The sequence below is a fragment of the Winogradskyella pelagia genome, assembly GCF_017581965.1.
Lineage (GTDB): Bacteria > Bacteroidota > Bacteroidia > Flavobacteriales > Flavobacteriaceae > Winogradskyella > Winogradskyella pelagia.
This window is the reverse complement of record NZ_JAGEVF010000003.1, coordinates 98,705-114,944: the sequence shown is the minus strand read 5'-3', so window position 1 is coordinate 114,944 and position 16,240 is coordinate 98,705. Positions and strand designations below refer to the sequence as shown.

The following is a 16,240-nucleotide window of genomic DNA, read 5'->3' as shown; positions in this document are numbered from 1 at the left end:
TTTAATTTCTTAGTGGTTTTCCTGTTTTTAACATGTGTTGAATACGTTCTAAAGTTTTTCGCTCAGTGCAAAGACTTAAAAACGCCTCACGTTCTAGATCTAATAAGTATTGCTCAGTAACGAGTGTAGGTTCCGATAAATCTCCACCTGCCATAACATAGGCTAACTTGTTAGCAATTTTTTGATCGTGTTCGCTGATATAGTGGCTTGCCTCCATGGAATCCGTTCCTACTAAGAACATCCCCAAAGCTTGTTTTCCTAGCACTTTGACATCCTTGCGCTTAACCGGTTGGGTGTACCCTGCATCAGCTAGTAATCTTGCATGCGCTTTTGCAGTAGCGATTTGCCGATCTTTATTCACAACAACCACATCTTTCCCTTTTTGTAAAACACCCATATCAAAGGCTTCATAAGCAGATGTTGCTACTTTTGCCATACCAACTGTTAAGAAATAGTCTTGTAATACGTTCAGTTCAACATCACCCTTATGAAAAGTGTCCGATGCTCTTAAAGCCATTTCTTTTGATCCAGCACCTCCAGGGATAACACCAACACCAAATTCTACCAATCCTATATAAGTTTCTGCAGCTGCTACAACTTTATCTGCATGCATGGACAATTCACAAGCACCACCTAGGGACATACCGTGAGGGGCTGCCACAGTTGGAATTGCGGAATAACGCATGCGCATCATAGTATCTTGGAAGTACTTTATTGCCATGTTAAGCTCATCATATTCTTGCTCAACTGCCATCATAAAAATCATTCCAATATTAGCACCAACAGAAAAATTAGCACCTTGGTTGCCAATAACCAACCCATCGAAATCTTTTTCAGCTAAATCAACCGCTTTGTTGAGTCCGGCAAGCACATCGCCACCTATAGTATTCATTTTAGAGCGGAACTCACAATTGAGAATACCATCACCTAAATCTTCAATAACTACACCTGTGTTTTTAAACACCTCGTTAGAAGTCCTGATGTTATCAAGAATGATAAAACTGTCTTGTCCAGGAATTTTTTCTTGAGACTTTTTCTGTAGGTCGTAAGCATAGGTAGCCCCATCTTTCACAGAATAAAAAGAGGAGTTTCCTGAAGCCAACATCTCAGAAACCCATGGATTTGGCTCTAAGCCTTCTGCCTTCATGAGCTCAATTCCTTTTTCAACACCAACGGCATCCCAGATTTGGAAAGGTCCATGACCCCATCCAAAGCCTGCCTTCATGGCATCGTCAATCTTATAAAGTTCCTCGGTGATTTCTGGAATTCTGTTAGAAACGTAAGCCATTAATGCCGCGAAATGTTTTCTGTAAAAATCACCAGCCTTATCCTTACCACCAACTAATACCTTAAATCGGTCTGCAACATTATCTATAGTTTTTGTAAGTTCTAAAGTTGCAAACTTGGCTGATTTCTTCTGACGGTATTCTAAGGAGTCTAAATCCAACGACAATATTTCTTTTTTGCCTTCGGAGTTGACATTTTTTTTGTAAAACCCTTGTCCTGTTTTACTACCTAGCCAATTATTATCTAGCATGGTGGTAACAAAGTCTGGGATGTTAAAGAGATCTTGACGTTCATCATCAGGACAATTGTCCTTAATACCGTTAGCGACATGAACTAAAGTATCTAATCCAACAACGTCTATGGTTCTGAAGGTTGCGGATTTAGGTCTTCCAATTACTGGTCCAGAGAGTTTATCCACCTCTTCAATAGTCATTCCAAGCTCTTTTACCACATGGAACACGTTCATTATGCTAAATATACCGATACGGTTACCAATAAACGCAGGTGTATCTTTAGCCACCACAGATGTTTTGCCTAAAAACTGCTCGCCATAACCATTTAGAAAATCTAAAACGGACTGGTCAGTCTTTGGACCAGGAATAATTTCAAATAACTTTAAATATCGCGCAGGATTGAAAAAGTGCGTACCGCAGAAGTGTTTCTGAAAATCTTCGCTGCGCCCCTCGCTCATAAATTTTATTGGAATACCTGAGGTATTTGAAGTGATTAAAGTACCTGGAGTTCTATGCTTTTCTAATTTTTCAAAAACTTGTTGTTTGATATCCAAGCGTTCAACAACTACTTCCATAATCCAATCAACATCCTTCACCTTGGCAATATCGTCCTCTAGGTTGCCTGTTGTAATTCTTTCGGCAAATTTTTTGTGATAAATAGGAGAGGGCTTTGATTTTAGAGACGTTGCTAATGCTTCATTGACAAGCCGATTTCTAATGGATTTATCCTCAAGTGTGAGGCCAGCAGCCTTTTCCTTATCTGTTAATTCTCTTGGTACAATATCAAGTAACAAGACGTCAACACCAATATTGGCAAAATGGCAAGCAATTCCACTTCCCATAATTCCTGAACCAATAATGGCGACTTTTTTAATTCTACGTTTACTCATCTTATTTTAAAATGTGTTCGTTTTGGTTATATATTTTCTTATTTGAAATCATATTATTGATAACGTCCGCTACTTCAAAAAAATGTTCCAGTTTTTCTGTATCTAAATTTGCTTTTATAGCTTCATTAAATATAAGTACGCGTTCTCTAGAATATGCGCGTTTTTCCCGTCCAAACTCTGTAAGGTAAATTAAAACTCCTCTACCATCTTCCGGATTTGGTTTGCGCTCAATTAGGCCTTTTTCTTCCATAGTCTTAAGAGTACGAGATAGACTAGTGGCTTCCATTCCCATTTTAGGACCAAGGGAAGTCGATGGTGTACCATTTTCTGGATCAATACTCAGTAATGCGAATCCTGTTGCCATCGTTGTATCGAATTTTGCAGCTTCCTCATTATACATTTTATTTACTGCTAACCATGTGGTTCTCAAAACGTAATCAATTGTTTTGTCTTTCATATAGTGAAATTGGAATTCAAATATAGTAAAAAATACTATGCACGCATAGTAAATCACAATTAATTATGCATGCATAGTAAATTAAAAAAAATATGTGCTATGATTTAAAGTTTAAAACCTCTTTTCTTGATTTTAAATTGAGCTTTGAATAGATGCTGCTGACATGAGATTTAACGGTACTAATACCAACATTGAGCTCGTCTGAGATTTCTTTATTTGATTTTCCTTTTTGTAGTAGTTCAAAAATTCTTCGCTCTTGAAGACTTAGGGTTTGAAGGAGTTTTTCATTTTTAGTTTTACCGCTTGTCAATTGTCGTAGAAAATAGCCCAAAGCAAATGCCATTAATAAACCAAAAAGGTAATATAATGAGCTACTAGGTACGGATTTTGGCTTAGGTATTTTAGACCGGAATACTTCAAAATAAGGAGAAGTCTCTTCATGCCATTTGTTTACAAAATCCTGGTAGAACTCTTCATTGGTCTTAATATCTGATTCATATTGACTTTTGTGAAGCGCATAAAGAGAAACCAACGGAAATTTGCAGGTGTCTGCTATTTGTCTTAGCTGCTCATTAAAGGCTCTTTCAACAAAATCACTCTTAACTTTTGATGAATGATAGTTAGTGCTATCAATGAGTTTAACGATGTTATCTATCTCCCGCATTACCTTATTTTTATCATCTTGGATAACTGAAACATCCGAAAAAATACCTTGGCGGTTCTCAATTTCTAGCACAGTATTTTTATTAGCAACAAGGAAAAAGTGGTTTTCGGCCTCACCACCAATTATGATTGATGCTTCTGCTGAATTTCTTTTGGCGATGTGCAATCGGTAGAAATTATTGTCTTCAGGTAAAAAATCAATATCAATTTCAAAGATACCTGCACTATCTACTTTAGACTCCGCAATAATCATGCTACGGGACATCGTATACATCTTTTTCAAGTCAGGGATATGGGATAGGTAAATGGTTTTGTTCCATGTGGAGTCTAGATGTAATTGACCAAAAATTTGGCCTGAACCATTTTGCGACTGTGCATATCCACTTGGAAAAGTCAAAATGAAAACTAATATTAGAAAGCGTGTGAGTTTCAATTTTAGTTGTCTTGAAATTGTTTCGTATCTATTTGTAAAACTCCATTGGTATTTGTTGGTTTAATTTTTATGAGCCATTTACCCTTTTCTGGTGTTTTTATGTTTTTGTTAATTCTACCCTCAACTATTTCCGTTGTTGTTTTAGTGGGTCTACCTTCTACGATGCCAGTTTCTTTTTCATTAGTTCTTTTCGATGTTTCATCAAACTGACTCTCAATTTCAAAATCACCTTTTTTCTCACCACTTGGAGAAAAAATACCTATAGATATGCTGCCTTTCATTACGCGACAGTTAATCATGATATAAAGTTGGTTGGTGTCGCTTCCAACATTAAGAGTGATGGTTTTCTCTTTGGAGTCATAATCATGTAGTTGAATCTCTCTTCTAAGATTGAATGTAGAGTCTTGTGCAAAACTGATGAAAGAGAAAGTTAGAAATAATAGTGCGGTGCATTTGTTTTGAATTGTTGTCATTATAATTTTTATTTAAAGTTAACAACACAAAACTAATACCAGCTTCAGCTGTTTTAAAATTATGATAGACTGAAAAAAGACCTAATTAAGGACTAAAAAGGTTTAAAAGTAGCACTAATACTAGGTTCTATAAATCTTATCGTATAAGTCCTGATATCGCTCACTTATAACATTGCGTTTCATTTTCATAGTAGGAGTGAGGTGACCTTCCTCTATGGTCCATGCTTCTTCTGTGAGTTCAAAACGTTTAATTTGCTCCCATTTCCCAAAGTTTTGGTTGTACTTATCTACTTCCTTCTGAATACGCTTAATCACTTTGGGTGATGTAGCGATTTCTTTCTCAGATTTACCTATATCGTTATATTCTTTGTGATCAATCCAATCTCTAATAAATTCAAAATTTGGTTGAATGATAGCACCAGGCATTTTTTCGCCTTCACCTATAACCATGACCTGTTCTATAAAAAGTGACTGTTTAAGGTCGTTTTCAAGTAGTGTTGGAATGATGTATTTTCCACCAGAGGTTTTAAACATTTCTTTTTTACGTCCTGTAATTTTTAGAAATCCATCTTCATCTATCATTCCTTTATCACCAGTATGGAAGTACTCACCAGTCATAACACTAGCTGTTTTTTCGGAATCCTTATAATAACCCTTCATTACATTGGGTCCTTTGATTAGAATTTCGCCATCCTCTGCAATTTTTACTTCTACGTTAGGTATTGGTTTTCCAACCGTACCAACCTTATACATATTATCATCATAAAGACCAACAGAGACCACAGGTGAGGTTTCTGTTAAACCATAACCTTCCATAACTCTCATTTTGGCAGCGCCAAATACACGTGCGAGCCTTGGTTGCAGTGCGGCACTACCTGAAACCATAGTACCTAGTTCTCCACCTAATGCTTCACGCCATTTGCTAAATATGAGTTTGTTAGCTAATCTTAATTTAAACTCATACCATTCACCATTTTTGCCATAGGGCTCCCATTTTTCACCAAGCCTTACAGCCCAGAAGAAAAGGGCCTTCTTAAGACCAGTTAGCTCTTCGCCTTTGAGCATTATTTTATCAAAAACTTTTTCTAATAGCCTAGGAACAACACTCATAAGATTTGGGTTTATTTCTTTGGCATTATCTCCAATCTTATCTAATGCTTCGGCAAAATAAATAGAAGTACCAGCATATTGATAAACATAAATAAGTACTCTTTCAAAAATGTGGCAGATAGGTAAAAAACTCAAGACACGCGTCTCTCCCGATGGAGGTAGAGGAACTCTTGGAGAACTATCTAATACATTACTGGTTATATTCCAATGCGTAAGCATTACACCCTTTGGTGTACCGGTAGTTCCAGAGGTATAAATAATAGTTGCTAAATCATCTGGTTTAACATTATTCTTTCGGGCTTGGACTTCATCTTGATTACTTTCATCTTCACCTAGTTCAAAAAGTTCAGAATAATGCTTACAACCTTCAATTTGGTTAAAGGAATACACTTCTTTCACCTTAGTCTCATCTTGTACTTGCCTAACCTTATCCAAGACCTCCTTGTCAGAAACAAAACAGTAAATTGATTCACTATGGTTTAAGACGTATTTGTAGTCATCCGCAGAAATTGTGGGATATATAGGAATATTTTGTGCACCAACTTGCAATACTCCAATATCCATGATGTTCCATTCTGTGCGATTGGTGGTAGAAATAACAGCAATTTTATCATTCTTTTTTACACCTAATCTCAGTAATGCCCTACTTACCGCATTGGCTTTATTTAAATATTCTTGAGTTGACATTGGCGTCCACTTCCCATCATATTTAGTGACGAGGGCACTGTCATTTGGCTTATGTTCTAATTGGTAATAAGGAAAATCGAAAAGGCGCGTTATTTCGGTCATAATCAAATTAGCAAATAATTAGTTGGATAATTACGAAAATAGGAAAATAAAGGCTTTTATTAAGAAAGACTAAAAATTAGATCGTTTTTTTTAACAAAAATTTAGTGCTTTGGGGGTTAGCAGAAAATAATTGAAAATTTCTAAAAATGAAATATTGATCTCCATTCTCGTACTATCAGGTTTCAAACGTTTTCGTGAAGAATAGCTTTAGAATAAAGGCCTCACCTTATTTCAAACATGATAAAAATCATTAAAAATTGATACACTAGGATTTAATTTTGTGGTTAAGATAATTTTGAAATTTCTATTCATTACTACTAAATATATTGAATCATGGAAGTAAAAGAATTTATTGGCGACAAATGGACAAAATCAGTAAACGTAAGGGATTTCGTTTATGAGAATATAACGCCCTATCATGGAACAGATAATTTCCTTGAAGGTCCAACTCAGCGTACCTCTAGACTATGGGAAATTTGTAAAAGTGCTATGGCCGAAGAGCGTGCTAATAATGGAGTAAGAAGTATAGATACCAATACCATTTCTACAATTGAGGCTTTTGAACCAGGATATATAGACAAAACTAACGAAGTAATTGTTGGTTTGCAGACCGATCGCTTATTAAAACGCGCTATGAAACCCTTTGGTGGATTTAAAGTAGTAGAGAAAGCCTTATCGGAACACAATCTTAAACCCAATGAAAATCTAACCGAACTATTTTCAAAATATGTCAAAACCCATAACGATGGTGTGTTTGATGCATATAACGCGGAAATTAAAAAATACAGGTCACTGGGTATACTTACAGGATTGCCAGATAATTATGCAAGAGGTCGGATAATAGGAGATTACAGAAGAGTAGCTCTGTATGGTCTTGATTTCTTAATTGAACAAAAAAGGAAGGATTTAGATGCTATTGAAGGTCCAATGACCGATGAGGTTATTAGACTGCGCGAAGAAGTCTCAGAGCAAATAAAAGCACTTAAATCTATGAAGGTTTTAGGTCAAAATTACCATTTAGACTTGTCTCGTCCTGCTGAGAATGCTAGAGAAGCGGTACAATGGACTTACATGGCCTATTTGGCTGCAGTAAAGGAACAAGACGGTGCTGCTATGTCTTTAGGAAATGTATCTACATTCCTGGATATTTTTATTGAAAACGATTTACAAGAAGGACGAATTACCGAGAGTGAAGCTCAAGAGTACATCGATCAATTTGTAATGAAACTGAGAATGGTTCGGCATTTAAGAATGAAAGCTTATGACGAAATTTTTGCCGGTGATCCTACTTGGGTAACAGAAGCTATTGGTGGTATGTTTAGCGATGGTAGAACCAAAGTGACAAAAACATCATTCAGATTTTTAAATACACTTTACAATTTAGGACCATCGCCTGAGCCCAATATGACAGTACTTTGGTCTAAAGAATTACCAGAAAACTTTAAAAAGTTCTGTGCAAAAGTAGCCATTGAAACGTCATCACTTCAGTTTGAGAATGATACCCTAATGCGAGAAAGTAGAGGGTCTGATGATTATGGTATTGCCTGTTGTGTGTCTCATCAAGATTTAGGGAAGTCCATTCAGTTCTTTGGAGCTAGAACTAATCTTGCTAAGACCTTACTGCTTGCCCTTAATGGTGGTCGTTGCGAATTAACCGGAACACAAATTTTTGATGGTGTTCCCGAATATAAAGGCGAGTATCTCGATTTTGATACCGTTATGACCAATTTTAAAATCGCCATGCAAGAAATTGCGCGTGTATATAGTGATTCTATGAATATCATCCACTATATGCACGATAAGTATTATTACGAAAAGGCTCAAATGGCATTAATTGATACAAATCCACATATTAACATAGCCTATGGTATTGCCGGATTATCAATAGTAGCAGATTCCTTGTCGGCAATAAAATATGCTAAAGTAAAACCAATTAGAAATGAAGTGGGCTTAACCATTGATTTCAAAATTGAAGGCGAGTTTCCAAAATATGGTAACGATGATGATAGGGTAGATGCTCTTGCGGCACAAGCTGTTGCTGATTTTAATAATGAATTAAAACAATTCAAAGTTTATAAAAATGCTGAGCCTTCACTTTCGGTACTTACCATTACTTCTAATGTAGTATATGGTAAGAAAACAGGAGCCACTCCAGATGGTAGAGCCCTTGGTATTCCGTTCGCACCTGGAGCTAATCCTATGCACGGTAGGGATGAAATGGGTGCTATGGCATCGCTTAATTCAGTCGCCAAGATTAATTATAAAGATGCACAAGACGGTATTTCCAATACATTTTCAATCGTACCAAAATCTTTAGGAGCAGACGCTGAGGCACGCACGGATAACATGGTATCCATCTTAGATGGCTATTTTTCGAATAACGCACAGCATGTTAATATTAATGTTTTAGATAAAGACACTTTATTAGATGCTATGGAACATCCAGAAAACTATCCACAATTGACTATACGAGTTTCCGGTTATGCTGTAAACTTCGTAAGATTAACACGAGAACAACAAATGGAAGTCATTTCACGATCTTTCCATGATTCTATGTAGTTAGACAGAAGAAGCACCTTTGAAATTGTCTTCACAGGTGCTTTTTTTAAAATCCAATGTTATTATAACTCAAGAAAACATATTAAACGTTCATTCCATAGAAACCTTTGGGACACATGATGGACCAGGTGTTCGTTGTGTTGTGTTTTTACAAGGCTGCAAGTTAAAATGCCTGTATTGCCACAATCCAGATACCATAGCTATGGAAGGTGGTAAACCATATTCTACTGATGAACTTTTTGATATTATCGTAAAATCAAAGCCTTATTTTGGTGAAAATGGTGGTGTAACCATTTCCGGTGGAGAACCGTTGTTACAGGCCAAGGCATTGATTCCTTTGTTTAAAAGGCTAAAAGCCGCAGGTATTCATACCGCTTTAGACACAAATGGACGTATTCTTAATCATTTTGCTATGGAGTTGATGGATAGGTACACCGACTTAGTAATGCTGGATATCAAGCATATGACTGAAGAAGGCTATGAACATATCACAGGGCAAAAGAACAACCAAACCACTTTTACGTTTTCAAAATATCGAGAGAATTCTGGAAAACCAATGTGGTTAAGATATGTTTTAATTCCAGGCTTAACAGATAAACCTGAATTTCTCATGTCATTGGGTAAATATTTTAAATCCTATAAAACTATTGAGAAACTAGAAATACAACCCTATCACAAACTTGGCATTCATAAATGGGAGGCTTTAGGTTGGGACTATCAGCTGAAGGATGCTCGTGAAAATACAGAGGAAGAACTTAAGAATGCCCAAACGACTTTGAAGCCTTATTTCAAAATGATTAGTATCAATTAGCCTACCAAATAAAACTAAAAACTATGGCAACTCAAAAATTAAAAAACCGTTGGTTAATTGCGTTATCAGCAATTGGAATTCATATAGCCATTGGATCGGTATATGCGTATTCTGTCATTACCAATCCCGTTAAGGATATTTTTGATGTAGAGGGAAGTACCATTAAGTGGGCTTTTAAAATTGCCATACTATTTTTGGGTTTTTCTGCCGCATTTTTAGGACCATGGGTCGAAAAAGTTGGACCAAGAGTTAGTGGTACAACCGCAGGTTTGTTTTATGGAATTGGGATTTTGGGTTCAGGGCTAGCTGTCCATTTAGAATCTTTAGTGCTGTTTTATATGTGTTATGGTGTTATTGGAGGAATTGGATTAGGGCTAGGGTATATTACCCCGGTAAGTACCTTGGTAAAGTGGTTCCCTGACAAACGCGGATTGGCCACAGGAATGGCTATTATGGGTTTTGGTTTTTCGGCATTAATTTTTGGGCCAGTGATGCAATCATTTTTTGAAACTGTAGGTATATCTAATGCCTTTTATTTGTTAGGATTTATTTATATGCTACTCATTTTGGCTTCAGCTCGTTATATTGAAAGACCACCACAAGGATATGTTCCAAAAGGATTTAATCAACAAGAATCAACAACTATTAAGGCCGATATTTCCAATATTACAGCCAAAGAGGCCTTGGGTTCAAGACGGTTTTATTACATCTGGATAATGATGTTTATAAATATTACCTGTGGTATTGCAATTATTGCTGCGGCGAGCCCGATGATGCAAGAGAAATTGAGCTACTCACCGATGCAAGCCGCAGCTGTAGTTGGACTGATTGGCGTATTTAACGGATTGGGACGTATACTTTGGTCTGGGTTGTCAGATTATCTTGGTCGTCCAAATACCTATGTGATATTCTTTGCATTTCAAATTCTTGCATTTTATTTCTTACCACAAATTACTATGGAACTGTTGTTCCTAATTGTACTTTTTACTGTAATTACCATGTATGGTGGAGGCTTTGCTACATTGCCTGCATTTTTGGGTGATTTGTTTGGAACCAAGCAGTTGGGTGCTATCCATGGAATGGTTCTCGCAGGTTGGGCAATGGCCGGAGTTATTGGTCCAACAATATATGATGTCGTTAAAAAGACCACAGGCTCTCTAGATATTACTTTAAAAGTATTTTCTGGGTTATTCCTTATTGCCTTTGTAGTATCCCTATTAATGAAACGCTCAGTAAATATGGCCTATAAGGATTCCGAGAAATTAACGTCTTCTGCGGTCTAAATGTACTTCATATAATGTAATACCTAAAATACAAATTAGCCTCGATTTAGATCCAAGGCTTTTTTGTCACTTAACGCTTGTCAAAACCTCTAAATAATTCATTTTCACTGTAAAATTAATTGAATTAGCTGATAATTATCAGCTAATTCTTTAGCTATTGAAGGTAACTTTATATCATGTTTATTCAACATAACTTTTCACGGAATAAGAATCATAAATACATAATAAAATGGAAGTACTCGAACAGTTAAAAACTCGAGTTTACAGATTTGGTAACAAAACTGCAGACGGAAATAGCAAAATGAAGAATCTACTTGGAGGTAAGGGCGCAAATTTAGCGGAAATGAGCGCTATCGGAATTCCTGTTCCACCAGGATTTACAATTACAACCGAAGTATGTACGGAATACAATTCACTTGGGGAGGAAACGGTTATAGAATTAATTAAAGAGGAGGTTGAGCAGTCTATTGCTAACATTGAAACTCAAATGGGAGCAACATTTGGCGACAAGGACAATCCGCTTCTTATTTCTGTGCGCTCTGGCGCTCGTGTTTCTATGCCTGGTATGATGGATACCGTTCTCAATCTTGGTATGAATGATGAGGTCGTCTTAGGATTAGCAAAGCGCACCAATAATGAACAATTTGCATGGGATTCTTACCGCAGATTTATTCAAATGTATGGTGGCGTAGTCTTAGGTATGAAGCCCGAATCTAAGGACGATATCGATCCCTTTGAAGAAATTATGGAACACCTTAAGCATAAACGAGGTATTGAACTTGACACTGATTTCACAATTCAGGATTTACAGGATTTGGTTTACGACTTTAAAGAAGCGGTAAAAAGAAGAACTGGTCATGATTTCCCCACCGATCCTTGGGACCAACTCTGGGGCGCGATAATAGCTGTTTTTAATAGTTGGAATGGTGATAGAGCAGTTTATTATAGAAATATGCATGGCTATCCTGCTGATTGGGGAACTGCTGTCAATATTCAGGCTATGGTGTATGGGAACATGGGTGACAATTCTGGTACAGGTGTTTGTTTCACCAGAGATGCTGGTACAGGAGAAAATATTTTTAATGGGGAGTATCTAATAAATGCGCAAGGAGAAGATGTTGTAGCAGGCGTACGTACACCACAGCAGATTACAAAAATTGGTTCGCAACGATGGGCGGAACTGGCAACAGTTGATGAGGTAGATCGCGCCGAGAATTATCCATCTTTAGAAGAGTTAATGCCTAAAATATTTATTGAACTCAACGAATATCAAGATATTTTAGAGAAGCATTATCGCGATATGCAAGATATGGAGTTCACCATTCAAGATGGAAAACTTTGGATTTTACAAACCAGAAATGGTAAGCGCACAGGTGCAGCTATGGTTAAGATAACCATGGATTTACTTAAAGAAGAAATGATAAATGAAAAAGAAGCCCTTTTACTAATTGAACCTAATAAATTGGATGAATTATTACACCCTGTTTTTGAACCAGGAGCTCTAAAAAGATCCAATGTTATTGCCCAAGGTCTGCCAGCTTCACCAGGTGCGGCAACAGGAAAAATAGTCTTCTTTGCAGATGAAGCCAATAAGTATAAGAGTACAATCCTAGTGCGTATAGAAACCTCTCCTGAAGACTTGGAAGGGATGAATATTGCTAAAGGTATCCTTACGGCTCGAGGTGGTATGACCTCTCACGCAGCCGTAGTGGCACGTGGTATGGGTAAATGCTGTATTTCGGGTGCTGGTGCGCTTAAGATTGATTACAAAAATCGAACACTAACCGTTGACGGTCACGAGTATCACGAAGGCGACTGGATCTCATTAAACGGTTCAACTGGTAATATCATAGAAGGAAAAGTAGCTACAATGGAGCCTGAATTAAGTGGTGAATTTGGTGAATTGATGAATTTAGCGGACAAATATGCCGAGATGAAAGTTCGTACTAATGCAGATACTCCTAGAGACGCTGAGGTCGCTCGTAGTTTCGGTGCACAGGGTATTGGTTTAACAAGAACGGAACATATGTTCTTTGAAGTAGATAGAATTAAAGCCATGCGCGAAATGATTCTTGCTGATACTGTAAAAGGTCGCAAACAAGCTCTAGAAGAGTTATTGCCAATGCAACGCTCAGATTTTGAGGGTATTTTTGAAGCAATGGATGGCCTTTCGGTAACAATTCGTTTGTTAGACCCACCGTTACATGAGTTTGTACCTCACCAATTAGCTACACAAAAAGAACTAGCTGAGGATATGCACATTACTTTACAAGCAGTTAAAAATAAAGTAGCTGAGCTAGAGGAGTTTAATCCAATGTTGGGCCATAGAGGCTGTCGTTTAGGAAATACCTATCCTGAAATAACCGAAATGCAAACTAGAGCTATTATTGAAGCTGCTCTTAATTTAAAGGAACGCGGTAAAATATGTAGACCTGAAATTATGGTTCCACTTGTGGGAACTGTTAAGGAGTTTGAAATGCAAGAACAACTGATTAGAGCTACAGCTGAAAACATTTTCGAAGAACGCCAAGATCGAATAGACTATCTTGTAGGAACCATGATTGAAGTACCAAGAGCCGCATTAATAGCAGATCTTATCGCTGAAAAAGCAGATTTCTTCTCTTTCGGGACTAATGATTTAACACAAATGACTTTTGGTTACTCTAGAGATGATGCTAGCAAATTCTTACCAATATATATTGAAAAGGGAATTTTAAAAGTTGATCCGTTTGAAGTTATTGATGAAGAGGGTGTTGGCCAGTTAGTTAAAATTGGAACTGAACGCGGTCGTAGTGCAAAACCTAATTTAAAGGTTGGTATCTGTGGTGAGCATGGTGGTGAACCTACTTCCGTTGAGTTCTGTTACAATACAGGAATGGATTATGTGAGTTGTTCTCCGTATAGAGTACCAATTGCAAGATTGGTATCTGCACAAGCAGCTATAAAGTCAACTATGTAAGACGTATTTACTGATTCACAAAAAGCCTGAAGTGTATTCTTCAGGCTTTTTAATTTATGCTTTTAATCGTTCTTTAAGCCAGTTGCATGTTTGTAATATTGAAAACACGGTAGTTAAAAATATTCACTTTTATTTATGAACTATTAAGAGCGGTACAGTACTATTAAAGGTTTGCTTTAAGGTAACACTACTTGAAAGAATACGGTCAAAGAAGTCCTTTTTTGTACGCATTAGACAAAGTAAATCAACATCGTTATTATTTATGTGGACATTAAGATGCTGATTTAAATCTCCACTACCAGTTTTATGGGAGAATTTTGGATTTAGATCTTCAAAGGCTTTCAGCGAGTCTATAACATCAGGTTCACCCTTTTCTGAAATATGAAGAACTTCTAACTTGCTGCCGTGTGTCTTTACAATCTCACGAATAGGTTCAACTTTAGATTTATCGGATATGTTGATATCTCCTATAGCAAATACGACTTTTTCCAACGGTGTAAACTTATAATCTAAAGGAACAACAATTACAGGTGCAGATGTATTAGAGATAACTCCTCCTGCAACACTTCCCATAAAAACTTCTTTCATGCCACTTACCCCCTTGGTCCCCATTATAATCAAATCATAGATTCCACTATCGCCTAATTTAGAAATTGTTGAGACCGCATAATTCTTTGCTAATTTGGTTTTAAAAATTACGCTGGGAGCCTTGGCTCTTATTTCATCTATTAATGCGTTAAGATCGCGTTCGGCATTTTTTATTAAAATACCGTCTATAGATTTCATCATCAATGCCGTTGAATGCGTTCCAAAAATATGTAAAATAGTTATTTCCATTTGAGAACCCTCGAAAAGATCCAGTGCATAAAGCAAGGCGTTTTTTGAGGTGTCTGAAAAATCTACGGGTACAAGGATTTTTTTCATAATACATCGTATTAAGTAAGTCACTTAAAGATACTAAATCACACTAAAAAAATAAAACTATTTTCTTTAAATAAACATGAGATTTATCATTCTTTTTTTTTAAAAAATCATTAAATTTGAGATGAACGTGATGTCAGTTTTATGGATATAAAAAACAAGATTATTCGCAATTCTTTCAAAACAATACTCATAAACTTTACTAGATGAAAATATTAGACAAAATTTTATTTGCCCAAGACTTCATGCCATCTTCTGAAAATATTGAAAATGTGGCAATAAGTTTAGCTAAGACATTTGGGTCTGCCATTGTGCCAATTCATGTATTACCAGATGATGTTGTCAATCCAAAGGTTAAACATCTTTTAGATGATACGGCTAATGCACGCATGGTAAAGACTAAAAGACATCTGGAAGAAAACGGTGTCCAGGTACATTCCCCTATAGTAAAATATGGTGTTCCACATGATCAAATCGTTTTTACGGCCTCATCTGAAAATGCCAATATAATTCTCATCGGTTCAGGAGAGACAGGAGAAGAAGATGAATTTAAACTAGGGACAACATCCGAACGAATCATCCAAAACAGTGAAAAACCTGTACTTGTAATAAAGAAAGATAGTCCCTTTCAAGTAAAAACGATTTTGTGCCCAGTTGATTTTTCTGATCCGTCGGAGCGTGCACTCAAAAATGCAATCATTTTTGCGAGGCGTTTAGATGCAAAACTTATTGTTTTGAGTGTGTCAGAAGTGTCAACAACATCATGGTTTTCTTCAAAAGCAGATTTGGAACAAGAGAATAAGGAACGTGCAAAAACAAATGCAGAGGCGTTTAAAGCTTTTTTAGGCAAGTTTAATTTAGAAGGTGTTAATTGGTTAAAAGAAGAACGCAGTGGTAATGCTGCTAAAGAGATATTGCAATCCATTCAATATAATAATGTTGATTTATTGATGATGGGTACTGCAGGACGATCAGGGTTAAACAGGTTTGTTGTTGGAAGCGTTACCGAAAAAGTTATTCGTGAGGTGCCCTGTTCCTTTGTTACACTAAAATCCCAAGATGTTATAAGTCTTCATTTAGAAACAGATATAAAGGATTTCGAAAAGTTATATGAAGCCGGAGTACAATTGGAGAAAGACGGTTTGCATGAGGCCGCTATAGAACAGTACAAGGCAAGTCTAGGAATAAATACCATGCACGTTCCGGCTTACAGTGCAATTGCGCGATTATTCGATAAACTTGGGCAACCTGAAAAGGCAGGACTTTACAGAAAGAACGCTAACGAAATCAAGGAGCGGATTTGGTATTCAAAAATTGAGGAAGAAGTTCGAAAACTCAGAGGTAGTTAATTAGAGAATTTAAATCATTCATA

The 16,240-nt window shown here is 36.7% G+C and carries 11 protein-coding genes; 5 read left to right on the top strand and 6 right to left on the bottom strand.

Annotation, left to right across the window (positions count from 1 at the left end):
* Position 1: 1 nt before the first annotated feature.
* The 5 genes from J4050_RS04940 to J4050_RS04920 all read right to left on the bottom strand — a co-directional run bounded on the left by J4050_RS04940 (position 2) and on the right by J4050_RS04920 (position 6,335).
* Positions 2-2,410 (bottom strand): 3-hydroxyacyl-CoA dehydrogenase/enoyl-CoA hydratase family protein, encoded by a 2,409-nt coding sequence (locus tag J4050_RS04940; protein WP_208152891.1) that lies wholly within the window; start codon positions 2,408-2,410, stop codon positions 2-4.
* A gap of 1 nt (position 2,411) precedes the next feature.
* Positions 2,412-2,867 (bottom strand): MarR family winged helix-turn-helix transcriptional regulator, encoded by a 456-nt coding sequence (locus J4050_RS04935; RefSeq protein ID WP_208152889.1) that lies wholly within the window; start codon positions 2,865-2,867, stop codon positions 2,412-2,414.
* Positions 2,868-2,964: 97 nt separating this feature from the next.
* Complete coding sequence (locus J4050_RS04930; protein ID WP_208152887.1) at positions 2,965-3,927, bottom strand: helix-turn-helix domain-containing protein; 963 nt, start codon at positions 3,925-3,927, stop codon at positions 2,965-2,967.
* 38 nt (positions 3,928-3,965) lie between these two features.
* Positions 3,966-4,436 (bottom strand): hypothetical protein, encoded by a 471-nt coding sequence (locus J4050_RS04925; protein WP_208152885.1) that lies wholly within the window; start codon positions 4,434-4,436, stop codon positions 3,966-3,968.
* A gap of 120 nt (positions 4,437-4,556) precedes the next feature.
* Positions 4,557-6,335: an AMP-dependent synthetase/ligase gene (locus J4050_RS04920; RefSeq protein ID WP_208152883.1), complete on the bottom strand. Its 1,779-nt coding sequence runs from the start codon at positions 6,333-6,335 to the stop codon at positions 4,557-4,559.
* 333 nt (positions 6,336-6,668) lie between these two features.
* On the opposite strand from J4050_RS04920, the gene pflB reads away from it, so the two are divergent.
* The 4 genes from pflB to ppdK all read left to right on the top strand — a co-directional run bounded on the left by pflB (position 6,669) and on the right by ppdK (position 13,947).
* Positions 6,669-8,894 carry a formate C-acetyltransferase gene (gene pflB / locus J4050_RS04915; protein ID WP_208152881.1) on the top strand — a complete coding sequence of 742 codons (2,226 nt, stop codon included), beginning with the start codon at positions 6,669-6,671 and terminating at the stop codon, positions 8,892-8,894.
* 19 nt (positions 8,895-8,913) lie between these two features.
* Positions 8,914-9,705 carry a pyruvate formate-lyase-activating protein gene (pflA, locus tag J4050_RS04910; RefSeq protein WP_243878552.1) on the top strand — a complete coding sequence of 264 codons (792 nt, stop codon included), beginning with the start codon at positions 8,914-8,916 and terminating at the stop codon, positions 9,703-9,705.
* 23 nt (positions 9,706-9,728) lie between these two features.
* On the top strand, positions 9,729-10,988 hold the full coding sequence (locus tag J4050_RS04905) for an L-lactate MFS transporter (RefSeq protein WP_208152880.1): 1,260 nt from the start codon (positions 9,729-9,731) through the stop codon (positions 10,986-10,988).
* A gap of 229 nt (positions 10,989-11,217) precedes the next feature.
* A complete protein-coding gene (gene ppdK / locus J4050_RS04900) occupies positions 11,218-13,947 on the top strand; it encodes a pyruvate, phosphate dikinase (protein WP_208152878.1) in 2,730 nt (909 codons plus the stop codon).
* A 129-nt stretch (positions 13,948-14,076) separates the two neighbouring features.
* On the opposite strand, the gene J4050_RS04895 is transcribed toward ppdK, so the two are convergent.
* Complete coding sequence (locus tag J4050_RS04895; protein ID WP_208152875.1) at positions 14,077-14,871, bottom strand: universal stress protein; 795 nt, start codon at positions 14,869-14,871, stop codon at positions 14,077-14,079.
* A 203-nt stretch (positions 14,872-15,074) separates the two neighbouring features.
* On the opposite strand from J4050_RS04895, the gene J4050_RS04890 reads away from it, so the two are divergent.
* A complete protein-coding gene (locus J4050_RS04890) occupies positions 15,075-16,217 on the top strand; it encodes a universal stress protein (protein WP_208152874.1) in 1,143 nt (380 codons plus the stop codon).
* Positions 16,218-16,240 lie beyond the last annotated feature (23 nt).

Excerpts from the sequence above, each read along its gene's own strand:
- J4050_RS04940 (WP_208152891.1), bottom strand. The coding sequence starts at position 2,410 with ATGAGTAAACGTAGAATTAAAAAAGTCGCCATTATTGGTTCAGGAATT.
- J4050_RS04935 (WP_208152889.1), bottom strand. The coding sequence starts at position 2,867 with ATGAAAGACAAAACAATTGATTACGTTTTGAGAACCACATGGTTAGCA.
- J4050_RS04925 (WP_208152885.1), bottom strand. The coding sequence starts at position 4,436 with ATGACAACAATTCAAAACAAATGCACCGCACTATTATTTCTAACTTTC.
- J4050_RS04920 (WP_208152883.1), bottom strand. The coding sequence starts at position 6,335 with ATGACCGAAATAACGCGCCTTTTCGATTTTCCTTATTACCAATTAGAA.
- pflB (WP_208152881.1), top strand. The coding sequence starts at position 6,669 with ATGGAAGTAAAAGAATTTATTGGCGACAAATGGACAAAATCAGTAAAC.
- J4050_RS04905 (WP_208152880.1), top strand. The coding sequence starts at position 9,729 with ATGGCAACTCAAAAATTAAAAAACCGTTGGTTAATTGCGTTATCAGCA.
- ppdK (WP_208152878.1), top strand. The coding sequence starts at position 11,218 with ATGGAAGTACTCGAACAGTTAAAAACTCGAGTTTACAGATTTGGTAAC.
- J4050_RS04895 (WP_208152875.1), bottom strand. The coding sequence starts at position 14,871 with ATGAAAAAAATCCTTGTACCCGTAGATTTTTCAGACACCTCAAAAAAC.
- J4050_RS04890 (WP_208152874.1), top strand. The coding sequence starts at position 15,075 with ATGAAAATATTAGACAAAATTTTATTTGCCCAAGACTTCATGCCATCT.